Genomic DNA, 22,155 nt, shown 5'->3' with positions numbered 1-22,155 from the left:
TCTCTCTTTCACTCTCACACACTCTCTCTCTCTTTCACTCTCACACACTCTCTCTCTCTTTCACTCTCACACACTCTCTCTCTTTCTCTTCCACCTCACCGCACAGAAATCTCTTAGCTGGACACCTCGATCTCGACGGCCACTTCGTTGCGTCGCATGAACGGCGGCGTCCACGGATCGTTGTAGCGCAACAGGAACGGGCCGTCGACGGGTTCGTACCCCGCACGGTCGACCGTTCGTAGCAGGGCGCGTTCCAGCCGGTCGACGCGCCAGGCAGGTGTGAACCACGAGAAGCGTTTCACGGCGACCGTTCTCGGTGGATCGACCGCCAGCGAGACGGACGGATCCGTCGGGTCCGGTGCCGACTCCGGATCGACGGACGAGGGCAGGTAGAACGAGAGCCGAACGCGGCCGGTAGCTGCCGTGGGTGTGTCGTGTTCCCGCCGCCCTGCGTCGTCGCTCACGTCTGATCGCACGGGTGTGGTCATCTCGAACGACTGCTCGCCCCCGAACGACTGTTCGTCTCTGGTTTCGACTGGGCGCGTCATCGATACCGTCGACGTGCCCTCGTTCTCCCCGGTGATGTATCGGTAGAGCCGACGGAACGCGGTCCGCTGGTTCGATGCCGTCGTCTCGACGCGAACCGTTCGCGGGTACGTTCGAATCTCCAGGCCGTCTACGGACCGGCGGTGTGCGTACGGGACCGATTCAGTCGAACGGGTCGTGTAGGCTCCCCAGGCCATCCAGCCCGCGAGTGCGAGGCCGCCGACGAGCGCGGCTTTCGAGCGTGGTCGCATGGTGGCTGTTCGCGATCCAGCCCGATGAAGGCCCGGGACGGACCGATCGATGCGCCGAGACCGGAGACTAGTTCACTGGCGGTCGTCCGTCTCGCCGACGTACGTCGCGTCGAGATACGTCGCGATCTCCGCGACGCGGTCGGGATCGTCGGTCCAGAACCCGCGGAACCGACCGGAATCGCGTTCCTCGGCGACGATCGCGGACGTGTTCAGGCGGGTCTCTTCGCCGTCGAAACAGACGACCCAGAAATCGCCGATCTCGCCGGTGACTCCGTCGAGGACGTCGATGGCCGACGACAGGTCGCCGTCCCACTCGTCCGCGACGAGGACCCGTACGGTCAGATCGGTCTCGGTCGCCAGCCGGTCGTAGACGCCCGATTGCGCCGCGAGTGCGGCGCCGGTCTGGAATCCGGCGACGAGGTGCCCGGTGGCGATTCGCCACGCCCGCTCCTCTATCTCACGGGTCACCGCGAGGAGCTGTCGTCGACTCGCCGACGTGAAGAGCGTGTTGTCGAGGAATGTGAAGACTGCGGCGGTGTCGACGCCGGCGTCCAGTTCCCACGGCGGGTGACGGTCCGGTGAGAGGAGCGCGTCCAGTCGATCGAGTCCGATCGCACCGCGGAACTCGCCGGCCGCGTCGCGGACGAGCACGAATCCGGGTTCGTCCCTCGCCGGCATCGGCCGGTGTCTGACACTGACGTTCCGGGTCGAAAACTGCTCGGCCAACACTGTCGCGACCGACGGCGACTGGGCGTAGACGTCTAGCGTCTGCCGCCGCGCTTGGACCGAGGCCACGGCGTCGGTGAGAGATTCCACGGTGGGTCACCCATTCAGCCCGAGCGTCTCGTTTACCGTTCCGTATCGGTGCGCCGCGTCGATCGTCCGCTCGTCCCGATCGTAGGCGACGTACCCGGCCGCGTCCAGCTTGGGCATCACGACGTGATGGAGGCGAATGCGGACGTTCTCGTGATCGGCCGGCGTCGCGATCGTGCCCGAGCGCATGGCGCCGAATCCGACGACGAAGTCCGCGAGCTCCGAGAGGGTCCGGTCCGGCCGGTGAGCGAGCGCGTACACGGCGTAGCGAGCGTTTTCTGTGGTAATCGCTTCGAACATCTCACTCGACATCGACTCGCCCCCCGCCATGGTTTGTCTCGCCAGCGTCGTCTCGAACCGGTGCCAGTCCATCCTGATCGCTACGGGTTCGAACCGCAAATTCGTATTCCCTGCCGATACGAGCGCCGATCCTGAAATCCGCCGCGATCGGAGAGCCTGACGGGTTCTACGGCCATCGGCGTGTTCGTCCTCGATATCGCCAATCTGGTCGGCGAGGTGGTCGTAGACGGGGCCGCAGCTGTGATCGCCCGTTCGCTGGGCCGAAAGTGTAAATCCGGCCTGGACCGACGCTCGATCATGCGCGACGCCTACATCGTCGACGCCGTTCGCACCCCCTTCGGCAAACGCGGCGGGTCGTTTCGGGACCTGCACGCCCAGGATCTCGCTGCGAAGCCGCTCGAAGCGATCGAAGAGCGGACCGACTTCTCACGAAGCGGGTACCCCGAGGACGTCGTCTACGGCTGCGTGACGCCGATCGGCGAGCAGGGGATGAACATTGGACGGCTTGCCCCTCTCGTTGCTGGCTGGGGCGAGGAGATCCCCGGCGTCCAGCTGAATCGGATGTGTGGCTCCGGCCAGCAGGCGATCAACTTCGCCGCGGGTCAGATCAGGGGCGGGCTGGCCGACGTGCTCGTCGCTGGCGGCGTCGAACACATGACTCGCGTGCCGATGGGTGCCGACTCTGCGGCCGACGCCGACACGTACGCCGCCGAGACGAGCGTGACTGAGACCTACTTCGAACACGTCGACGAACTCACGACACAGGGCGAGGGAGCCGAACGCATCGCCGAACAGTGGGACTGTACGCGCGACGAACTCGACGGACTCGCCGTGGACTCCCAGCGCCGATGGGGCCAGGCGGACGAGGCGGGCCACTACGACGAGCAGCTGATTGCAGTCGAGGTCACGGTCGACGGAGAGGAGCGCATCGTCGATCGCGACGAACACCCGCGCCCGGAGACCGACCGCGAGACGCTGGAGGAACTCCCTCTGGCCTTCCGCGAGGCGGGCGAGGGCGTCGTGCACGCCGGAAACGCCTCTGGTATCGTCGACGGGGCGGCAGCCACGCTGATCGCCTCCGGTGAGGCCTGCGAGCGCTACGGCTGGGACCCCCTCGCGCGCGTCGTCGACACCCAGGTCGTCGGCGTCGATCCGATCACGATGCTCACGGGCCCCATCCCGGCGACGAACGATATCCTCGAGCAGAACGACCTCTCGGTCGACGACGTCGACCGCTTCGAGGTCAACGAGGCCTTCGCCTCCGTCGTCGCCGCGTGGCTCGCCGAGACGGGCGCCGACTGGCAGCGGACGAACGTCTGGGGTGGTGCCATCGCCCACGGCCACCCGCTCGGCGCGACCGGGGCGGCGCTGGTCGGCAAGCTTCCCTACCAGCTCGACGACTGCGACGGCCGGTACGGACTCTCGACGATGTGCATCGGTTTTGGACAAGGAATCGCGACGCTGATAGAGCGGGTCTAGACGGAGTCGGCCCCGATTCGAGCGGTCTCCTTCCGATCCGCCTCACGAAGCGATTCGGTCGTGGGGCGAGAACGCATCAGACACTGACGGGGGTCGTGCTGTGGTGGGACTGTGGGTGGTGCGATGGTGGAACTGTGGGTCGTGCGATGGTGGAACTGTGGGTCGTGCGGTGGTGGGACTGAGTCGTTCGACCGTGGGCCTAGCTCTCCTCGAAATCATCGCGCTTGGCGTCGGTCACTCTCTCTGCCAGGACGTCGGCCACGGGATCGAGCGAGGTGTAGACGTGGACGGCGAGGACCGCGAGCGGCGGCAGGGCGAGAACGAGGAACAGCAGGTCGTACGCCCACGCAAGGTCGTCCAGTAGCGGAACGACCGCCGGTGCCAGTCCGCGGTGGCCGACGATGATCGCTACGAACACGACGAGCAACTGTGCGCTCGTTGCCGCGTCCTCGACGATCGGATCGGGCCCGTCGACCGCCGTTCGAACCAGCGTCGCGACAGCGGGTGCCAGCGACACGAGGAGGGCGACGATGACGATCGTCACCGCGGCGCCGACGAGCGCGATGACCGTCACCGGCGACCCTGGCACTAGCCGGTCGATACCCGGCAGCACCGAGACGAGCGATAACAGCACTGCCAGCGCCAGGGCAGCGAGCAAGAGTTTCCCCGCCCGTCTGATCGTCTCTCGCTCTATTTCGAGGGAGTCGGTTCTGACGTCGCTCATGATCGTATTCGATCGAGCGACTGAGACACTAAAAAAGAACGCATCGTCCGCACTGTTTTATCAGGTTGTGGGTTCTTCAAGGAGACCAAGAAGTCCGCCAATCGATCGCCTGACGGCGATCCGGTCAGTCGAATAACGCCCGCAAATCGATGCTTCGGCGTCCTCAGGGCGGGGATGGACGGGTTCGACCCGCCCGACCGTCCGATTTACCAGCCGGTTCGATACGCCAGATCCCCGACTCACTCGGATATCGTCAGATCTGTTCCATTGTCAGACCGACTATGTCTTTACGTTCGTCCGCGACGTACGTTCGAGCGGAGGTAGCAGTATGAGTACAATCACCCCACGCGGCGCGGAAACGATCGGAACGAACTGGCGCCCACTCGCCGTTACCGGGGGGCTCGTCGGGATACTGGGAGTTCTCGCCATCGCGTTGCCGTTCGGGACGGGAATCGCCATAGCCTATATCGTCGGCGCAGCCCTCCTCGTCGCCGGGCTCGTCCACGCTGGCCAGGCCATCGCGGCCGACGGGTGGACTGGATCGCTCTGGCAAGTCCTCCTCGCGGTGGTCACGGCGGTTGCGGGGATTCTCATCCTCGCCAATCCCCTCCTCGGGTTGGTGAGTCTCACCTTGCTGGCCATCGCGTACCTACTCGTCGACGGCATCGCGGAACTCCTGGCGAGTGTCCGGATGGAAAGCGGAACGGGACGTGGCTGGATCGCCGCCAGCGGCGCGCTTTCGCTGGTACTGGCCGGATTTCTCTGGGTCGGCTTCCCCGCCGATGCGCTCTGGCTCGTCGGCTTCGCGATCGGCGTGAGCCTCGTCATGACCGGCGTGTCGATGATCGCCATCGCGTTCAGCGTGCGCGGCATGGAGGGAGAGTTTTCGGCGCCCTCGGACACCTCTCGCGGCGTCTGAGAGCGCTACTTTTTCGACACGAGGGGAACTGCTGTTTCCGCCGATACTCGCCCCCGCCAGTGCGTTATCTTCTGTCGATGCCTCACTGGCGATAGCGATCGAGAACGGTATCGAACTTTTCGCAGAAGGAAACGGCGTCCATAGCGAACCCATCCCTGACGGCCGCCATCCCGTGCTCGGATTCGACCCTGTCGAGCAGCGCACAACCGATTCGATACGGGAGGCGCAGACCGCCGAACGTCCGGCGCATGAGCGCCTCGTGTGAGAGCGTCTCGCCCCGGTCGAACGATTCGCGAAGGCTATCGTACTGGTCGACCAGATCGTGGACCCAGGAGTCGTCGGCCACCGCGTGGTAATCACAACACATGGGGTGATCGACGTCGGCGACGCCGTCGTCCGCACGCCACGGGATGCCGGCGGTGTACACCGCGTACGCCTCGGTGTGCAGCAACGTCTCGAAAAACCGGCGCTGGCCGGTTGGTTCGTCGAGATCGAGGGCAGCCATCGTGGCCTGCAAATCGTGCCGTCGGTCGTAACAGACGTGGGTACTCTCGTGAAGCGCCACGTACCGTACCCGGGCCGGGTTCTCGCGGTAGAACGGTCTCGCGACGTCGAGATAGGCTCCGTCGGCCAGACCGATCCCCGTCTCGTATCCGATCCCCAGATAAAGCGGTAGATCACCAGTTTCGGCCCCTGGGATGACGTGCGTGAGCTGTGTGGTACAGTCGGCGATCCAGTCGGTAGCGCGGTCATCGACGGTGTCGAGGAGCCGATCGATCGCCTCCCACCGCGACTGCAGTGTGTCGCTGTCGGGAAACGCGTCGGCCTCACCTGCAACGGCCTCGGCCACGAGGTTCGCATCGAGCGTCCGTCCGAGGAGCGCCGCGTGTTGACGGGCCACCACGTACGCAGGATGGGCGACGAGGTCCTCGACCGGGGCTTGCCCGGTTGCGTAGGAGCGAAACAACCGAGCGGCGGATGCGTCGAACTGCATGAGAACGCGTTACGAGAAATCGTACATAAATACAGTGAAACATCGATAGGTCGTAGTCGGGGCGATTCGCTAGTTTCGCCTTCAGAAACACCCAGAACACTTCGGCGTTCTCGTGGGCGCACTGTCTCGAGTACAGGCGACGACCGGTAGTCGCAACAGCGTATCGCCGTCGGTCGCCTCGAACGCCGGTCGCCATCGCCAGTTGATTGGCGAGTCCGTAGGCCGAACGCCACGCGATCAGTTCGGCTCGTCGTCGGTCGACTCGGCCATCCCGTCAGCGTAGCGGTCTCTTGAGATGGTACCCGGCGTCACCAGGTAGCCGCCGGAAACGGGCACACGGTTGCTATCGATCGGCATCGCCGAACTTCCCGCTGAGTGGAACTGTCTAGGGTTCTAGCCGGTGATCGACTTCGGCGCGTCGGCCTCGGCCTGCGTCTAGTTGTCGATCGACTTCGGCGAGTCGCGCACGTTTTTCCTTCCCGCACGGGCCCGCACCTCGACGTGGCCGAGCTCCTCCGTCGCGGTCTCGAAGCAACAGGTTTCGGTATTCTTCGTGCTCTGCGGGCACGGCCCAGGCCTGGAAATGGTACTGCATGGCGACACGCATCTCGCCCTCCGCTCCGCCGATGGCCTGCTGGAGCGATGTCGCGAAGTGAGGGTCCGGGTCGTAAACGGTGACCGCGTACTGCTACTCGCTTTCGTGGAAGAACATCACACTCCATCAGCAGTGATACGTGGTAGTACCGTCTCAGTAGTTACGAACCGGGTGCGTATCGCCGGAGAGAGTCCACAATCGGCCTGAAAGACATCGATACGAGACTCTCAGCCCGGCGACCGACGCGAACGACGTGGTGTACGGGACTGCACCCGAAACGCCCAGTTCGAATTAAGTCGCCTCACGATGGCCTAGGATTCGTGGGCTCGAACACGCTGGACGCGCTAGGCAGGGCGATCCTGGAGGCGATTGAGAGCGGGCGAGCTGTCGACGGGTCGCTCGAATCCGATCTCGACGCCGACGGTCCGGCCGTCGCGGACAGGCTGGCGCAGCTGGTGGACAACGGACTGATACGCGAGGACGCCGAGACGGGACGCGGAGGCGGGACGACGGGTTACGAGGTGACTGAAAACGGCCTGCGGCTGCTCGATTCGAGGCCCGTCGCTCCGAGAGCCAACCGCGTGGACACGCCGGCGACCGTCGATCGAACGATCGCCGACTTCGACCTCCGGCCGGACGAGGACGCGGCGGTCCGGAACGCGTTCTGGTTCCTCCGGTTCTGGGGCGACGCGACGTCGGCCGAGATAGTCGACGCCGCCTACAGCGAGGAGCCCGCCGGCTACGAGACGGCCGATCGGTGGTGGGACGACTGCGTTCGCGACCGTCTCGCGGCACTCCCGGACGTCCAGGTGGTCGTCGAGGAGTCGATCGAGTGGTACGATCGGTGGACGTACGACGGAACCCCGGTCGTCGAGCGAGACGACCGAGATGGACGATCAATCGCTGACCCGGTGGACGAACCGCGGTTCGCGAGCGCTCGCCACGCCGTCGAAACGACGCCGCTCGACGAAGACGACCGTGCGTACGCGCGTGCGGCGTTCGCCGCCCTCGCCAGGCGCGGCCGGGCGTCGACGGACGAACTCCGCGCGGCGGTCGCGCACGGCCGCGGCAAACGTAGTGACGCGACCGACACGTCCGCGGACCGGCTGGCCGTCCTCGAATCCGTCCCCGGCATCGACCTGGAGGAGGGATCCGACGGCGAACCCGTCTGGGTCTACGATCCCACGGTGTCGTGACGAATCTGTCTCCGTGGACCGAGCGACAGACGCGTCTCACTGGCGGCGTCCGCAGCCGTCCGTTCGAGTTGGCGATATTCCGCCGGTCACGTCAGAGATCGCGTCGATCGAGTTCGGTTCGATCGAGGTGGTCGGCGAACCAGTCGGCGGCGTGATCCGCGACCGTTTCGAGTTGCCCCTCCCCCTCGAATAGGTGGCCCGCACCGGGGACGACCTCGAGCGACCGGTCGCCCCCGAGGTGCTCGGAGGCCGTTTCGTTCCACTGGCGGACGGGGTGGTCGTTCCCGCCCACGACGAACAGCGTCGGCGCCGTGACGTCCCCGAGGACGGACTCGGCCAGATCGACGCGCCCGCCGCGCGAGACGACGGCGGCGGCGTCGGTCTCCGGACGGGCCGCCGCGCGGAGGGCGGCCGCCGCGCCGGTGCTCGACCCGAAGTAGCCGACTGCGAGGTCACCGACGTCCGACTGGCCGCGGACCCATTCGGCCGCACCGACCAGCCGGTCCGTGAGGAGATCGATGTCGAACCGCGCGTCGGGGTCGCGATCCTCCGTCTCCGTCAGCAGGTCGAACAGGAGCGTGCCGACGCCGCGCTCACGCAGGCGCTCGGCGACGAAGTTGTTCCGCGGGCTGTGCCGACTGCTCCCGCTACCGTGGGCGAACAGCACGAGACCACTCGCCCCCTCGGGCACGCGGAGATCTCCCTCGAGTTCGACATCGCCGACGTCGATGGTGACGAGTGAGTCTGAACCGGTCGGCGACGGATTCGAGTCGTCCATCGCCCGTCGTACACCGTCGGGGCAGGTTAAACGGGCGGGTGGACGCGCCCTCGCAACTGAAACGGCGTGACTCGCTCGTCTCACGCTTCGTGCAGAACGCAGGCTCTTCGAGACGGCCCGAGTGACACGCTACTATCGACTGACGGTCACGGTTTCGCCAGGACCTCGGAACGCGAGGGCCCCGCCTTTATTCGCCTGGTTGGTGTAGGCCGCTCGGATGACCCGAACGATCGAACTCGACGACGACCTGGTCGCGCGCATCGAGGGCCACCTCGAGGCCGACGAGACGATCGAGGAGTTCCTCACCGAGCTGGTGGCGATCTACGAACAGGAGGGTAGGTTTCTCCAGGAGGGAGCGTGACCGACGCGTACAACCACGCGCTGTCGGTCGCCGACCAGCGGGGCGAGCTGCGGCTGTCGAGCCCCGCCTTCGACGATGGCGACCCGATACCGGACGCTCACGCGTACGACGGCGCGAACGTCAACCCACCGCTCGAGATCTCCGGCGTCCCCGACGACGCCGCGTCGCTCGTCCTCGTCGTCGACGACCCCGACGCCGTCGGGCCCGCCGGCAAGATCTGGGTCCACTGGCTCGTCTGGAACGCCGACCCGTCGACGGACCGCGTTCCGCGCGACTGGGAACCGACCGACGCCGCCGAGGGCGAGAACGACTTCGGCGAGGTGGGCTACGGCGGCCCGAAACCGCCAGACGGCGAACACACGTACCGGTTCAAGCTGTACGCCCTCGACGCGGACCTCGAACTGCCAGCGGGTGCAACGGCGGGCGCACTCGGTGACTCGATTGCGGACCACGTGCTCGCCCAGACGCAGACCACGGGGACGTACGCGCCGTAGGGACGTTCCACTGCGCGAGTCTCCACAGAATCGCCTCAGGCGCCGACGCGCACGTCATCGGTCAGGCATCGATTCGGTATACGACGATGTCGGCATCGAGAGCGATTTCGAGAGCTGTCCCGTATCCGAAACACCGGTACCGGTTCGATGCACAGGTACCGAGTCCGACGCACCGTGCAGGCGGAGAGCGGTGTCGGATCGGCCAGGGTATTTTGCCGCTCGGTACCGTGTTTCCGGTCCGGACGATCCGGTGGTCACCATGACCTACACACTCGAAATCAGCGACGACCTCAGAGAACGGCTGGACGAGCACACCGAGGCGGACGAGACCTACGAGGAGTTCATCGCCGAGCTGGTGTCGATCTACGAGACGGAGGGCGCGTTCCTCCAGGAAGGCTACTCCGAGTGATGTCGTCGATGCCGACTGGCAGTGACCCGGCCGAGCGACAGGAGCGGTGAGCCGTGACCCCGCACCTCGTGCAGTCTGCATCCCACGCGCCATGGTGGCGGCGTCTGACAACGATGGCGACTCTCACCCGCGCCTGCAGGCGCCACCAACATTGACGACCGTGGTCGTGGGCGATTCGGGTATGAACTTCAACGAGTTCACTGGCGAGGTGCAGCACCGACTCGAACTCCCCGGTACTGGCGAGACCGTGCGCGCGATCCGGGCGACGCTGTACCCGCTCGGCCAGCGCATTCCCGCCGAGAACGCCGCGGACCTGGCCGCGTCGCTCCCGATGGAGATCAAGTGGTACCTGACCGGCGCCGTCGACGAACACGGCCAGCGCTTCGACTGGGCGGAGTTCCTCGACCGAGCGAGCGAGATCGAAGGACGGGACAAGGCGACCGTCGCCTATCACACGCGTGTGATCGTCGATCTGGTCCGCGAGCAGGTGCCCGGCTCGGACTTCGAACAGCTTCGAAACCAACTGCCCGAGAGCGAGAACACGGGGAACTGGCGAAAGTTGTTCGAAGTCGTCGACGCGGGCGGGTGGAGTGACGCCCAGGAGGCCCAGACCGGGGGCGGCCCCCAGCCGGAACAGGAGTGACCGACTGCACAGCCGCGGGTCGTCGCCATGGCTGGCGGGCGATCGGTGACTGACAGGCGACCGCGCCGACTCGCGAGGGATCCGCCGCCGGCAGGGGCTCACGGCAGGCTCAGGCATCGACGGCTCTCACCTATCCGGTAACGAGTCGATCCGACGACTGCGCGACCGGGCGTTTCTGCGACAGCACTCAACTAGCTGGACGAGGTACGAGGAGGGGATGACCGAAACACTTGTTCAGGCGGTTTCGTACACGATGCTGGCGGTCGTCGCCGCACTCGTCGGTGGCGTGATCGCTATCTATCGGCCGCCAACGGCGCAGATGGAGAGCAACGTCCAGCACTTTGCGGCCGGAGTCGTGTTCGCCGCCGTCGCCGCCGAACTCCTGCCTGATGTCCACACTCGTGCCCCGAGCGTGGTCGTCGTGGGGTTCGCGATCGGCGTCGTGACGATGCTCGGCGTCCACCGGCTCGGAACGTACGTCGAGAAGCGAGGCATCGGCGGGAAGATCGCGGGCGCGGCCAGCCTGCTCGTCACCGTCGCCATCGACATGGTGATCGACGGCGTGCTCATCGGGGTGGCGTTCCTGACGGAACCGGCCACAGGCGTCCTCGTCGCGGTCGCACTCGCCATCGAGGTCCTCTTCCTCGGCGTCACCGGCGTCATCGCGTTGCCCGAGGAGATGGGGACGTTCAGGAAGCTCGCCGTGCCGGGCAGTTTCGGCGTCTTGTTGCTCGTCGGCGTGCTCGTCGGCGTGTTCGCCCTCGGCGGCGTCTCGGGAACGCCGATCGCGCTCGTGCTCGCGTTCGGGTCTGCCGCACTCCTCTATCTGGTGACGGAGGAACTCCTCGTGAAGGCCCAGAAAGTGCCGGAGACGCCGACGTCGACGACGCTGTTTTTCGTCGGATTTCTCCTCATCTTCCTCCTCGACATGGTCCACTGAGGAGGGCGAACGGCCTCCTCGACGAGTTGATTCGAACGTGCGGCCCGTACAGCGACGCTGCGTTCCATCGTCGGCTACGTTGGACTCCATGTTGCCCGTGGTATCGCCGGTTTACTACTGCAGGTATCTGGAGAGACGCCAGGGCGAGACGATGCCGAGACCCAAAGGATAAACCGGCCCCGGTTCGCCACTGGAGCCATGCCACGAGCGCTTCGTGACTATCTATCGGCACGGGAGACGCAGGCTCCGACCGTCGGACCGGACGGCCGCATCGGGTTTCTCTCCGACGCGACCGGGACGATGCAGGTCTGGACGAGCGACGAGGCGGGCGCCTGGCCCACCCAGCGAACGTTCTACGAGGATCGCGTCTCCGTCGCAGACTGGTCGACGGATGGCGGGGCGATCGCGTTCGGAAAGGACAGCGGGGCCGACGAACACGATCAACTCTTCGTCGTGGACCCCGAGACGAACGAGATCGCTCGACTGACCGATCGACCCGACGCGATCCACCTGTGGGGCGGCTGGAGTCCCACGGGCGATCGGATCGCCTTCACGGCGAACCGCCGCGATGGCGCCGACTTCGACGTCTACGTGATGGACGTCGGTGACCTCGTGCCTGGAGAGCGTGACGCCGACGAGGCCACCGCAGACGGCTCGACCGACGTCCCGGAGCCGCGACTCGTCTGCGAGGGCACGGGGTTCTACGCCGTCGACGACTGGAGTCGGGACGGCGCGTCCCTCCTCACGAGTACCGCCAACGCCAGTTCGGACACGGACCTCTTCGTCGTCGACGTCGAGACTGGCGAGCGCGAGCACGTCACGCCTCACGATGGCGACGTCCGGTACACGCACGCCACGTTCGGCCCGAACGGCGACGTCTACTGCCTGAGCGACGCGAACGCCGACACGATGGAACTCGTCCGCATCGACCTCGAGATCTGTGAGATCGAGACGGTCGTGGGGATTGACGACGACATTCTCGAGGCCGCCGCGGCTGGGGACGCCGCACTCCCGGACGACGACACCGTCACGGCCGGCGCGCACGACCGCGACTGGAGCATCGACGGGTTCGCCCTCGACGCCGACTCGGGCCGACTCGTCTACACGTGGAACGTCGAGGGCTACTCGGTGACGGCCGCCGGCCGGCTGGCCAGTGCGACCGACGTGGCCGCCGTCCCGGTCGACCACCCCACCGGCGTCGTCTCCGAGGTGACGATCGGCGCCGGCGGCGAGCGCGCCGCGATGACCCTCTCGGCGACGAACCTGAATTACTCGATCTACGCGATCGACCTCGCGGACGGGGGCGTCGCCGGCCCCGAGGCCACGCGGTGGACGCGACCGTCACCCGGTGGCGTCACGCTCGACCGCTATCACGAACCCGAACTGATCCGCTACGAGACGTTCGACGTCGACGAGCGACGCCCGTCTGCTCGCGAGACGGAGTCTCGCGCTGGGAGGGAAATTCCGGCGTTCATCACCCTGCCCGACGAGTACGAACCCGGCGAAACGCCCGTCATCGTCGACATCCACGGTGGACCCGCCGCTCAGCGACGGCCGTCCTGGCGCAACCGTCCGATCCGGCAGTACTTCCTCGACGCGGGTTACGCGCTCTTCGAGCCGAACGTCCGTGGCTCCGCGGGCTACGGCGCCGAGTACGCGAGCCTGGACGACGTCGAGAAGCGGATGGACTCGGTCCGCGATATCGACGCCGCGGTCGAGTGGCTCGCCGACCACCCCGCGATCGATCCCGAGAAGATCGTCTGCTACGGCCGGTCCTACGGCGGATTCATGGTTCTCGCGGCCATCACCGAGTATCCGGGCCACTGGGCGGCCGCGGTCGACTTCGTCGGGATCGCGAACTGGGTTACCTTCCTCGAGAACACCGGGGCGTGGCGACGATCGCACCGCGAAGCAGAGTACGGCTCGCTCGCCGAGGACCGCGACTTCCTCGAATCCATCTCGCCGATTCACCAGGTCGATCGAATCGAATGTCCGCTCTTCGTCCAGCACGGCGAGAACGACCCGCGTGTGCCGGTCGAGGAAGCGCGCCAGATCGCCGAGGCGGTCGCGGATCAGGGAATTCCCGTCGAGACCTGCATCTTCGACGACGAAGGCCACCACACCACCTCGCGCGAGAACCGCATCGAGCAGTTCGAGCGCATCGTCGACTTCCTCGACGAGCACGTGTAACCGGCGGCTCCGGATTCGAACCGAATCGGCGCCGTCCGACAGGCTGCGCAAGCTTTTTGCGCCGTAGCCCACGTGTCACCGCATGGATCGAGTGATACACGATATCACGGGACGAGCGTCGACAGGTGCGACGGCGAGTGCATCCTCACCACGGGCGGTGGTCCGATGACTCGCGTCACCGACCGTATCGTCGATTGCTTCGAACGCGCCGGCGTTGAGACCGTGTTCGGCTTTCCCTGCGAGCAGCTGGATCCCTACTACGCGAGTCTGGCCGATTCGGATCTCCGGCACGTGCTCGCCCGTAGCGAGGCCAGTGCCGCGCTGATGGCCGACGGCTACGCGCGGGCGAGCCGTTCGATCGGGATCGTCGACGGTGTGAGCGGGCCTGGCGCCGCGTACATCGGGGCCGGACTCTGCGAGGCGGCCGGGGCTTCGAGTCCCGTCCTTGCGCTCACTGGCGGGAACGACCGCGAGACGCGCGGCAAGGGCGTCATCCAGGACGCGGACAACGAGGCAATCCTCGACCCGTTCACGAAGACCACGGCCGACGCCGAGACACCTGGCCGCGCCGTCGAGGCCGTCGAAGCGGCGATGCGCGAGGCGACCGGCGGCGTTCCCGGGCCGGCCCACGTCAACCTCCCGGAGGACGTCGTCCGCGCGGAGACCGATCACGAACCCCGCGACGACCTCGACGCGACGTTCCCCGCGGCGCGTCCGCGACCGTCGCCGGCCGAGATCGACGCCGTCCTCGAGAACCTCTCCGACGCCGACCGGCCAGTGATACTCGCCGGCGAAGGGATCGTTCGCGCCAACGCCGCCGACGAACTGAGCGCGTTCGCCAAACGGACGAACACGCCGGTCGTCACGTCGATGAACGGGAAAGGCGCCGTCGCCGAGACCGCCCCGTACGCCCTGGGCGTGGTCGGGCGCTGGGGGTTCTGCCAGGTCGCGAACGACGCCGTCGCGGACGCCGACCTCGTGATCGGCCTCGGGACCCGCTTCGGCGACCTCACGACCGTGGGCTGGTCGCTGGTCCCCGAGGACGCCGCCGTCGTCCACGTCGACCGCGACCCCGCGTGGCTGGGCCGGAACTACGAGGCCGACGTCCCGATCGGGGCCGACCTTCGGGCGACGATAGACGCGCTGAACGAACGGATCGAAGCGGGCGAAGAATCCGGGCTCGCCGACGAGGCGGCGTTCGCCGACCGCGCAGATCTGATCGACGAACTGGCCGCCGCCCGCGACGCATGGCGCGAGTCACACGCCGACGAGTTCGAGAGCGACGCGTCCCCGATCACACCCCAGCGAGTGATCGCGGAACTGAACCGAACGCTTCCCGCCGACGGCGTGCTGGTGAGCGCGACGAGCTTCCCCGGCTTCTTCTCCGGCGCGTTCTACGAACCGGCCGAGCCCGGACTCCGCTACCTGCAGGCTCGCGGCAGCGACGGCATCAACGCCTGTCTGCCGCAGGCGATCGGCGTGCAACTCGCCCGCCCCGACGTCCCGGTCGTCGCGCTCTCGGGCGACGGCGGCATCGGCTACCACATCGCGGACCTGGAGACGGCCGCTCGCGAGGACCTCCCGCTCACCGTGATCGTGACGAACAACGAGTCGCTCGGCTCCTCGAAGATGAGCCAGATGGGGAGCTACAACGTCGACCAGTCGACGGACTTCGAACCGGGCATCGACTACGCGCAGGTCGCTCGCGGCTTCGGGTGTGCCGGAGAAGTGATCGAGGATCCGGCCGCGTTGCCGGACGCCGTCGCAGCCGCGATCGAGAGCGACGAACCCACGCTGCTCGACGTGTACGTGGACCCCTACGCCGCGCCGCCGCTGCTCGTGTGATCGAGACGAACCGGAGACGCGTTCACACCCGTACCCGTTGAATTGATGTTGTTTAGACATGGTATCGCATGAAACAGCCGGTCGATGAGAGCTGCGAGTTGAACACGAGCATTCGCGCGAACGAGCGGTCCGACGGACCCGGTAGTGAGCGCGATTCACCGGTCGAGCGGAGCGAGACCGGCCTTTTGGCATGAACGGGTTTTCGCCGAGTGGTGCGCGAAGCGCACCCGAGGCGAAAAGAGGTTCGTCTGTATAGACCACATCCGGGTCAGGGTTTGTAACCTGCTGAGGGCTTCAATAGCGCCTCGCAACTCCCCAATTTCTCAGAACACCGGCTCGTAGACGCCCGCGCCCGTCTCCGCGTAGCGCTCCGCCAGCGTGTCGCGCAAGAAGTCGCGCCCGAGCATCGACTCCACGTCGAACGGACCGACGTCGCCGGCCGAGCCGCGCCTGAGGATCTCGTCGACTGTGTCCGCATTGGCGACGCCGTCGTCGACGAGCCGGTGGCCCTCGTTGACCAGCGCGGCGAGGATCGGCGTCACGTCGTGTGACTCCTCGGGGTCGGGGACGACCGCCTCGCCGTCGACCCACTCGAAGAAGCCCTCACCGGACTTCTGGCCCAGTCGACCGTCCTCGATCATCGACGCCATTCGGTCGCGGACGGGAGTCGGGGGCGCGTACCGGTCGCCGTAGGCGACTTCGAGGTTCTCGACCGTCGCGAGGTGGACGTCCAGCCCGATGCGATCGATCAGTTCCAGCGGGCCTTGCGCGAAGCCGACCGCCGTCGCGGCGGTGTCGATGGCCGCCGGCGTCGCCTCGCGCAGTTCCCAGGTCGCCGCGCACTTGATGCTCGCTGAGAGTCGCGAGAGGCCGTTCGCGCGGTACTCTCGCGCGAGGCGGATCGGACGCTTGCCGATCGCGGCCGCCATCGCGGCGGCCGTCTCCAACACCCGGTCGGCGGCTTCGTCGCCGGCGACCTCGACCAGGTCGCGCGGAATCGCCGGGTTCGCGAAGTGAAAGAGCACGACGCGGGATGGGTCGACGACGTCGGCCGCGATCTCGCCCGGCGTGAGCGAGGAGGTGTTGGTCGCCAGGATCGCCTCGTCGCCGAGAACGTCGGCGAGGGAGCCGACGAGGTCGCGCTTCAGCCCGAGGTCCTCCGGGACGGCCTCGACGACGAACGCGGCGTCCGCGAGCGCGTCGAGGTCCGTGTCGTAGGTGATTCGGGCGGCGAAGTCGTCCGGCGGTTCGTAGCCCGCGTCGGCGAGCGCGCCGGCGACGGCGCCGCTGTGGTACGTCTCCGCGTCGGTCAATGCGTCGGCGTCGACATCGACGAGCGTAACGCGATAGCCCGCCGAGGCGAGTAGCGCCGCGATGTCGCGGCCCATCACGCCCGCGCCGACGACACCGGTGCGGTCGATATCGGGAGCGTCTTCGTGTCTGTTGGTATCTAGCGTCATGGTTCTGGTCGAAGAGCCGGCGGCGTCTCCGGTTGCGGTCGAAGTCGCGACCGGGCGACGTAGTAGACGCCGCCGATCGCGAGGAGGGCGAGCCACCCGGCGAACACACGCGGCGCAGTGGTGGCCAGCAGGACGAGCAGGCAGAGGTTGAGCGGAATCGCGAAGGCGGCCATCCCTCCCACCAGTCGCGGCGAGAGCGGGAACGCGGCCGGGTCGAATCCGGACGGGCGGTGGCGAACGACGTGGATCGCGGCGGCCATCACCGGCACGACGAGGAACGCCCCGCCGAAGCCGAGCAGGGAGCCCAACTGATCGACGGGAATCGGCGAGACCAGCGCCGCGACCGAGACGACGTAGACGAGTGCGAGGCCCCAGTGCGGCGTTCCGAACCGCTCGTTCCGACGGGCCAGTGCCGGCGGAACGAGGCCGTCGGCTGCGAGCACCGCTACGTACTTCGGCGCGATGATGAAGACGGCGTTCACACTGGTGGCGATGGCGAACAGGGCGCCGCCGACGATGAACGTAGCGCGGAGCGACGCCGGGAGGAACGCCTCGGCCGCAACCGCGAGGGTCTCGCCGGCCATCGCCTCGGCCCCGACCGACCCCACCGCGACGAACCCCAGCAGCGCGTACAGTCCGAGGACGAGCGGCACGCTGACGGCGAACGAGCGCGGAATTGTCAGCGTCGCGTCGCGGACCTCGCCGCCGATGTCGACGACGAAGTTGGCCCCCAGACAGACGAAGTACAGCACGCCGGCGGCCGTCACGAGGCCGACGGGACCCCCCGTGAACGTCGGCCGCAGGTTCGCCACCTCGACGGCAGGGACGCCGAAGACGACGAACGCCCCGAGCGCGGCGACGAGGGCGACGAACATGAGTGTCTGAACCTGGGCCGCCGGCCGAATACCTCGCAGGTTCACGAGGAAGAAGCCGGTCAGCATCGCCAGGCCGACCGCGGTCGGGTCGACCGCGACGATGGCGTCGACGTACTGCCCGGCCGTCAGGGCGTACAGCGGGAGGCCGCCCCCGAACATGCTGATCGCGAGTCCCCAGGCGGCCAGGAACGCGAGTGCGGGGGAGACGAACCGGGCAGGGTAGCGGTAGTTTCCGCCCGTCGTCGGGTAGACGGAACCGAGCATCGCCGTCGGGACGAGCCCGAGGATGGCGATCGAGAACGCGATGGCGAACGCGACTACCACCCCTGGTCCTGTGATAGCCACGGCGACGCCAGTCAGGCTGAACAGGGCACCGCCGACGATGAGGCCGACCTCGATGGCGACCGCGTCGAAGAGCCCGATATCGCCCGAACGCCCACCCGATTCACTCGACACGGTACCTCTCTCGAAGTGTGCACCCAAAAACGTTCCTGCGAGTGACCGCTGCTGGTGCGGTCGACCTGGGTGCCGTAGTACGGGGGACGGGCCCGTCGGCGGGAATCGTGACACGGAACCGCCCCGCTTGACCAGATGCTAGTGCCACGTCGCCGATAGCGACGACTGTCCTGTTCGGTGATGCGGTGTGTGCTCGTTCGAACTGACACTCTGTGCACCGCGACCGTTTTCACTGGTGAGTTAGAATGGGTAGGCGATGACCTGGGATCTGGAGGAGCTGGAGGACGCCGCCGTCTCCCTCCGACGCGACGACGGGCTCGTCCTGGCCGCGACGCGCGTGGACGACGCGACGACGCGGCGGGCGCCGGAGGTGGACGAGTGGCGATTCACCGTCGACGACCCCGGGACGGACGGCCGTCTGGCCGACCACGGCTGGGAGATCATCGACGAGGAGCACCTCTGGGAGGTGCTCGACGGGTTCACCTACCGGTTTCGACGGGGGGCGACAGGGGTGTCGACCGGCGACGACGGGGTCGAGCCCGACGCCGAATCGTCTGCGGAACCGGCAACCGGTACCGGCCACGGGGGCGACCTGCCAGCCTCCGAACGCCAGTCCGAGACGACCGGGGCCGACGCCGACGAGTCGACTCCCGCGGTCGGACACACCGTTGGTCGCGCCGAGTCCACCACGACCGATTCTGCGACCGCCGATGCGACGAATCCCACTCCGGACCGGGCGACTGGACAGGGCGGAGCGGCCGCTTCCGTCCTCGAACGTGACGCCCCGAACACGTCGGAGTCGTCGGCGGAGGAGACCGTCGCCGGCTCGCCCACCCCGGCGGGTGAACCGACTGCCACCTCGACTGATGCGACCACACCTGAAGTGACGTCGACAGACGCGTCGGCGGATTCGAACGAGGCCGGAGAGGCCGTGTCCGCGGCTACTGGTGGCGCGGACCGATCGAGCGACTCGCCGGGTGACCGATCGAGGTCAGTGACGGCCGACGAGCCCGTCGACTCCTCCGATCGGTCTGAACGACGGGTAGCCGAATCGACGACCGACACTGCTCGCACCGAACCGGATGTTCCGGTCGGAGCGGGCGAACCCGCCACCGACGCGGAACCGGACGATGAGGGGGCGAACTCGGACGACGGCGAGGACGAAGCGCTGGACGGTGAGAGGACGGACTCGGACGACGGCGAGGACGAAGCGCTGGACGATGAGAGGACGGACTCGGACGACGGCGAGGACGAGGCGCTGGACGATGAGGGGACGGACTCGGACGACGGCGAGGACGAAGCGCTGGACGATGAGGGGACGGACTCGGACGACAGTGACGAGATAGAACCGGACGACGGTGATGGGGTGTCTGCAGACGGGAGCGAGCGCGAGCACCCGTCGACACACGCCCGTCGATCGAGCGACCTGGAAACCGACGAGAAATCGGATGGATCGGCACGTGAGGCCACCGACACGACCGATCGAGGGGATCGAACCGCGCACGTCCGTATTCGAGAAGCCAGCTCCGACGACGCGGAACGCCTCGCGGCCGTCTACCGGAACGCGTACGCAGAGAACCGGGAACTCGGGTTCCCCGCGTCTGCCGAATCGGTGACGTCCACGATGGTTCGCGCGTGGATCGACGAGAAGGCGGTCATCGTCGCGGCCGCCGAGGATACCGTCGTCGGCGGGCTCAGACTGGCGGCGACGACACCGGATCGCGTCGAGGTCAGCCGGCTCGGCGTGGCCCCAGACTGGAAGCGACGAGGGATCGGATCGAAGCTGCTCGCGGCCGCCGAGGCCGCCGTCGCGGCTGGGAGCGCGGAGACGATCTGGTTGACCATCCCCGAGGACCACCCGTACCTCCCGGCGTTCTATCGCGATCACGGGTACGAACGGACCGAGGAAGCCTCGCTCGACGATCGCGAGTACGACGAGGTCGTCATGGAGAAGTCCGTCGCGTAACGGTCGCCTGTGACAGGTTCAGGCGTATCGGTCGGGATATACGACGACGAACAGCGTCGCCTCGCACAGGCGACACAGTTGCGGTTCCTCGCGTCGCGCGTACACCGCTCCGCACGCTTCGCAGGCGAAGAACGGCCGCGTTTCTCCGACGATCGACTCGGTCACGGTGGTGCGTACGTGGCGGGGCGGGTTCACCGTCGCGCCGTCCGTCGCCTGCACCGACTACGAGCGCGTGGGTTTCACGGTCAGAGACCTGTACCCGTCTCCGATTGGGTAGTGCCGATCCGGAGCCAACCGTCCCGTTTCGTCGTCGCGCCCGACGTTGCACGCGTACCCGCTGTTCCGTTCGAGAGTCTCACCGATCCCTGACGGACGATCTGGGTGCTTCCAACTGATCGACGGTTCGGTGGAATCGACCCCGACGGCGTGAGACCGCCAGAGTGCGGGGCGCGTCGCGTCTGAAAAGGGGCCGACGCCCAGGAGGGACACGGGAATGGGATGCGAACCTGGAGCGTTGCGGCCGTGCTATGGTCGGTGGTAATAGTTGAAAAAGGTTCGGCAGACGCACGTCTGACGCCGGGGCCTCAGGCGTTACGATTCGAAACCTATTCTACCGACCGGTCGAACCTCCCAGCGTGGCCGAGTCCAGCACCCAGTTCCGCGCACTGTATCTCGCTCGATACGCCGAGGGCTTCGGTTTCATCACGCTGATCACGTTACTCCCAGCGTACATCAACCAGCTCGACCCGTCGGGGTTCTCCGTGCTGGGACTCACGATCAGCGCGGGACTCGTCGTCGGCCTCTACACGACCGGCTTCACCCTCGCACAGACGGTCGCGGTGATCCCGCTGGCCTGGGGCGGTGATCGATTCGACAAGCGATCCGTCCTGCTCGCTGTCCTCGGCGCCGGCGTCCTCGTCTACGCTGCGTTCCCGTTCGTCGATTCCAGTGCGTCGTTCATCGCGGTACGGGCCCTGCAAGGGATCGCCGTCACCGGGGCCGGTCTCATGACCCTCTCCCTGGTGGGCCAACTCGCCTCGGTCGAGACCCGCGGAAACCACATCGGAAAGGCCAACGCGGCGAGCTTCGCGGCCTCCATCGTCGGTGGGATGAGTGCCGGTGGGATCTACGACGCCGTCGGCTTCGGCCCCGTCTTCGCGATCATCGTGGTCATCATGGGCCTCGCCTGGCTCGTGGTCTATCACTTCCTCGACCCCGACGAAACCCGCATCGAGGGGTTTCCGTTCAGCGATCTCGCGGTCAACCGCCGGATCGTCACCCTCTCGACCTTCCGCTTTCAGTACGCGTTCGCGGTGACGCTCGTCCGAACGTGGATCCCGATCTTCGCCGGCGTCGCCGCGGCGCAGGGTGGACTCGGCTACGGGGGCGGCCTGGCCGTCGCGCTCACCGTGACGAGCGAGAAGTTCACCAACATGTGCTGTCAACCGTTTACGGGGCGTCTCTCGGACAGTCACGGGCGCGCACTGTTCGTCTTCGCCGGCGGGGCGGCGTACGGGCTCGTGGCCCTGGTCGTCCCGTTTTCGCCGGCGATCGGCGCGACACTTGGACTCCCGGGAGAGGTAGTGATCTTCGGCGAGGTCTCGCCGGCGTTCGTCCCGCTCGTCTGCCTCTCCGCCCTCCTCGGCGTCGCGGACAGCTTTCGCGAACCAGCGAGCATGGCGCTGTTCGCCGACGAGGGAACCGAAGACGGCGGCGTCGCCTCCAGTTTCGGTATCCGCGAACTCGTCTGGCGCCCCGGCAGCGTGATCGCGCCCCTACTCGGCGGCTGGCTCATGTACGAAGTGAGTATGGCCTCGGTCTTCTACGTCGGCGGCGCGTTCGCACTGACCGGCGCAGGGGCTTTCCTCACCGTCCTCGTCTGGCTCCACGGCCCACGGGCACTGGCTGCGTGGTAGGTGGG

Annotated in this window: 21 protein-coding genes and 1 pseudogene; 12 read left to right on the top strand and 10 right to left on the bottom strand. The window is 67.0% G+C overall.

Annotated elements, in window-relative coordinates:
- Positions 1-113: 113 nt before the first annotated feature.
- The 3 genes from NO366_RS17070 to NO366_RS17060 all read right to left on the bottom strand — a co-directional run bounded on the left by NO366_RS17070 (position 114) and on the right by NO366_RS17060 (position 1,982).
- Complete coding sequence (locus tag NO366_RS17070) at positions 114-797, bottom strand: SOUL family heme-binding protein (protein WP_256531989.1); 684 nt, start codon at positions 795-797, stop codon at positions 114-116.
- 72 nt (positions 798-869) lie between these two features.
- Positions 870-1,613, bottom strand: a complete 744-nt coding sequence (locus tag NO366_RS17065) for a histidine kinase (protein ID WP_256531988.1) — start codon at positions 1,611-1,613, stop codon at positions 870-872.
- A gap of 6 nt (positions 1,614-1,619) precedes the next feature.
- Positions 1,620-1,982, bottom strand: coding sequence for a DUF7344 domain-containing protein (locus NO366_RS17060; protein ID WP_256531987.1), 363 nt, complete (start codon positions 1,980-1,982; stop codon positions 1,620-1,622).
- 225 nt (positions 1,983-2,207) lie between these two features.
- On the opposite strand from NO366_RS17060, the gene NO366_RS17055 reads away from it, so the two are divergent.
- Positions 2,208-3,389: a thiolase family protein gene (locus NO366_RS17055; protein ID WP_256531986.1), complete on the top strand. Its 1,182-nt coding sequence runs from the start codon at positions 2,208-2,210 to the stop codon at positions 3,387-3,389.
- 199 nt (positions 3,390-3,588) lie between these two features.
- Here NO366_RS17055 and NO366_RS17050 read toward each other — a convergent pair whose 3' ends face one another.
- Complete coding sequence (locus tag NO366_RS17050; RefSeq protein ID WP_256531985.1) at positions 3,589-4,113, bottom strand: hypothetical protein; 525 nt, start codon at positions 4,111-4,113, stop codon at positions 3,589-3,591.
- A gap of 328 nt (positions 4,114-4,441) precedes the next feature.
- On the opposite strand from NO366_RS17050, the gene NO366_RS17045 reads away from it, so the two are divergent.
- Positions 4,442-5,032 carry an HdeD family acid-resistance protein gene (locus NO366_RS17045; RefSeq protein WP_256531984.1) on the top strand — a complete coding sequence of 197 codons (591 nt, stop codon included), beginning with the start codon at positions 4,442-4,444 and terminating at the stop codon, positions 5,030-5,032.
- An 82-nt stretch (positions 5,033-5,114) separates the two neighbouring features.
- On the opposite strand, the gene NO366_RS17040 is transcribed toward NO366_RS17045, so the two are convergent.
- Positions 5,115-6,026 carry a hypothetical protein gene (locus NO366_RS17040; RefSeq protein ID WP_256531983.1) on the bottom strand — a complete coding sequence of 304 codons (912 nt, stop codon included), beginning with the start codon at positions 6,024-6,026 and terminating at the stop codon, positions 5,115-5,117.
- 255 nt (positions 6,027-6,281) lie between these two features.
- Positions 6,282-6,738 (bottom strand): annotated as a pseudogene (locus NO366_RS17035) (manganese catalase family protein); the annotation flags it as partial.
- Positions 6,739-6,941: 203 nt separating this feature from the next.
- On the opposite strand from NO366_RS17035, the gene NO366_RS17030 reads away from it, so the two are divergent.
- Positions 6,942-7,817 carry a helix-turn-helix domain-containing protein gene (locus tag NO366_RS17030; protein WP_256531982.1) on the top strand — a complete coding sequence of 292 codons (876 nt, stop codon included), beginning with the start codon at positions 6,942-6,944 and terminating at the stop codon, positions 7,815-7,817.
- A 91-nt stretch (positions 7,818-7,908) separates the two neighbouring features.
- Here the strand turns inward: NO366_RS17030 and NO366_RS17025 are convergent, their stop codons facing one another.
- Positions 7,909-8,595 carry a dienelactone hydrolase family protein gene (locus tag NO366_RS17025; RefSeq protein ID WP_256531981.1) on the bottom strand — a complete coding sequence of 229 codons (687 nt, stop codon included), beginning with the start codon at positions 8,593-8,595 and terminating at the stop codon, positions 7,909-7,911.
- A 217-nt stretch (positions 8,596-8,812) separates the two neighbouring features.
- Here NO366_RS17025 and NO366_RS17020 point away from each other — a divergent pair, with 217 nt between their 5' ends.
- The 7 genes from NO366_RS17020 (at position 8,813) to NO366_RS16990 (ending at position 15,477) form a co-directional block, all read left to right on the top strand.
- Positions 8,813-8,956: a DUF7557 family protein gene (locus NO366_RS17020; protein WP_256531980.1), complete on the top strand. Its 144-nt coding sequence runs from the start codon at positions 8,813-8,815 to the stop codon at positions 8,954-8,956.
- A complete protein-coding gene (locus NO366_RS17015) occupies positions 8,953-9,450 on the top strand; it encodes a YbhB/YbcL family Raf kinase inhibitor-like protein (RefSeq protein ID WP_256531979.1) in 498 nt (165 codons plus the stop codon). Before NO366_RS17020 ends, NO366_RS17015 begins: the two co-directional genes overlap by 4 nt.
- A 259-nt stretch (positions 9,451-9,709) precedes the next feature.
- A complete protein-coding gene (locus NO366_RS17010) occupies positions 9,710-9,859 on the top strand; it encodes a DUF7557 family protein (RefSeq protein WP_256531978.1) in 150 nt (49 codons plus the stop codon).
- 181 nt (positions 9,860-10,040) lie between these two features.
- Positions 10,041-10,502, top strand: a complete 462-nt coding sequence (locus NO366_RS17005) for a DUF2267 domain-containing protein (protein ID WP_256531977.1) — start codon at positions 10,041-10,043, stop codon at positions 10,500-10,502.
- A gap of 217 nt (positions 10,503-10,719) precedes the next feature.
- Complete coding sequence (locus NO366_RS17000; protein WP_256531976.1) at positions 10,720-11,442, top strand: ZIP family metal transporter; 723 nt, start codon at positions 10,720-10,722, stop codon at positions 11,440-11,442.
- 198 nt (positions 11,443-11,640) lie between these two features.
- The gene (locus NO366_RS16995; protein ID WP_256531975.1) at positions 11,641-13,632 is read left to right on the top strand and encodes a S9 family peptidase; all 1,992 of its coding nucleotides are present in this window, start codon (positions 11,641-11,643) and stop codon (positions 13,630-13,632) included.
- A 165-nt stretch (positions 13,633-13,797) separates the two neighbouring features.
- Positions 13,798-15,477 (top strand): thiamine pyrophosphate-binding protein, encoded by a 1,680-nt coding sequence (locus NO366_RS16990; protein ID WP_256531974.1) that lies wholly within the window; start codon positions 13,798-13,800, stop codon positions 15,475-15,477.
- A 323-nt stretch (positions 15,478-15,800) separates the two neighbouring features.
- On the opposite strand, the gene NO366_RS16985 is transcribed toward NO366_RS16990, so the two are convergent.
- Together NO366_RS16985 and NO366_RS16980 are read right to left on the bottom strand one after the other, a co-directional pair.
- Entirely contained in the window at positions 15,801-16,937 is a 1,137-nt protein-coding gene (locus tag NO366_RS16985) for a 3-hydroxyacyl-CoA dehydrogenase (protein WP_256531973.1), read from the bottom strand.
- On the bottom strand, positions 16,934-18,268 hold the full coding sequence (locus NO366_RS16980; RefSeq protein ID WP_256531972.1) for an APC family permease: 1,335 nt from the start codon (positions 18,266-18,268) through the stop codon (positions 16,934-16,936). Before NO366_RS16980 ends, NO366_RS16985 begins: the two co-directional genes overlap by 4 nt.
- A 256-nt stretch (positions 18,269-18,524) precedes the next feature.
- On the opposite strand from NO366_RS16980, the gene NO366_RS16975 reads away from it, so the two are divergent.
- Complete coding sequence (locus NO366_RS16975; protein WP_256531971.1) at positions 18,525-20,234, top strand: GNAT family N-acetyltransferase; 1,710 nt, start codon at positions 18,525-18,527, stop codon at positions 20,232-20,234.
- 18 nt (positions 20,235-20,252) lie between these two features.
- On the opposite strand, the gene NO366_RS16970 is transcribed toward NO366_RS16975, so the two are convergent.
- Positions 20,253-20,399 (bottom strand): hypothetical protein, encoded by a 147-nt coding sequence (locus tag NO366_RS16970; protein ID WP_256531970.1) that lies wholly within the window; start codon positions 20,397-20,399, stop codon positions 20,253-20,255.
- A 470-nt stretch (positions 20,400-20,869) separates the two neighbouring features.
- On the opposite strand from NO366_RS16970, the gene NO366_RS16965 reads away from it, so the two are divergent.
- On the top strand, positions 20,870-22,150 hold the full coding sequence (locus NO366_RS16965; protein ID WP_256531969.1) for an MFS transporter: 1,281 nt from the start codon (positions 20,870-20,872) through the stop codon (positions 22,148-22,150).
- The last annotated feature ends 5 nt before the right edge of the window (positions 22,151-22,155 follow it).

Origin of the sequence: Halovivax cerinus, assembly GCF_024498195.1 — an archaeon.
Classification (GTDB): Archaea; Halobacteriota; Halobacteria; order Halobacteriales; family Natrialbaceae; genus Halovivax; species Halovivax cerinus.
Note: the sequence above shows the minus strand (reverse complement) of the source record. Positions and strands in the feature narration are given on the sequence as shown.

Excerpts from the sequence above, each read along its gene's own strand:
- NO366_RS17000 (WP_256531976.1), top strand. The coding sequence starts at position 10,720 with ATGACCGAAACACTTGTTCAGGCGGTTTCGTACACGATGCTGGCGGTC.
- NO366_RS16995 (WP_256531975.1), top strand. The coding sequence starts at position 11,641 with ATGCCACGAGCGCTTCGTGACTATCTATCGGCACGGGAGACGCAGGCT.
- NO366_RS17060 (WP_256531987.1), bottom strand. The coding sequence starts at position 1,982 with ATGGACTGGCACCGGTTCGAGACGACGCTGGCGAGACAAACCATGGCG.
- NO366_RS17025 (WP_256531981.1), bottom strand. The coding sequence starts at position 8,595 with ATGGACGACTCGAATCCGTCGCCGACCGGTTCAGACTCACTCGTCACC.
- NO366_RS17005 (WP_256531977.1), top strand. The coding sequence starts at position 10,041 with ATGAACTTCAACGAGTTCACTGGCGAGGTGCAGCACCGACTCGAACTC.
- NO366_RS17040 (WP_256531983.1), bottom strand. The coding sequence starts at position 6,026 with ATGCAGTTCGACGCATCCGCCGCTCGGTTGTTTCGCTCCTACGCAACC.
- NO366_RS17055 (WP_256531986.1), top strand. The coding sequence starts at position 2,208 with ATGCGCGACGCCTACATCGTCGACGCCGTTCGCACCCCCTTCGGCAAA.
- NO366_RS16990 (WP_256531974.1), top strand. The coding sequence starts at position 13,798 with ATGACTCGCGTCACCGACCGTATCGTCGATTGCTTCGAACGCGCCGGC.
- NO366_RS16975 (WP_256531971.1), top strand. The coding sequence starts at position 18,525 with ATGACCTGGGATCTGGAGGAGCTGGAGGACGCCGCCGTCTCCCTCCGA.
- NO366_RS17020 (WP_256531980.1), top strand. The coding sequence starts at position 8,813 with ATGACCCGAACGATCGAACTCGACGACGACCTGGTCGCGCGCATCGAG.
- NO366_RS17010 (WP_256531978.1), top strand. The coding sequence starts at position 9,710 with ATGACCTACACACTCGAAATCAGCGACGACCTCAGAGAACGGCTGGAC.
- NO366_RS16985 (WP_256531973.1), bottom strand. The coding sequence starts at position 16,937 with ATGACGCTAGATACCAACAGACACGAAGACGCTCCCGATATCGACCGC.
- NO366_RS17050 (WP_256531985.1), bottom strand. The coding sequence starts at position 4,113 with ATGAGCGACGTCAGAACCGACTCCCTCGAAATAGAGCGAGAGACGATC.
- NO366_RS17045 (WP_256531984.1), top strand. The coding sequence starts at position 4,442 with ATGAGTACAATCACCCCACGCGGCGCGGAAACGATCGGAACGAACTGG.
- NO366_RS17070 (WP_256531989.1), bottom strand. The coding sequence starts at position 797 with ATGCGACCACGCTCGAAAGCCGCGCTCGTCGGCGGCCTCGCACTCGCG.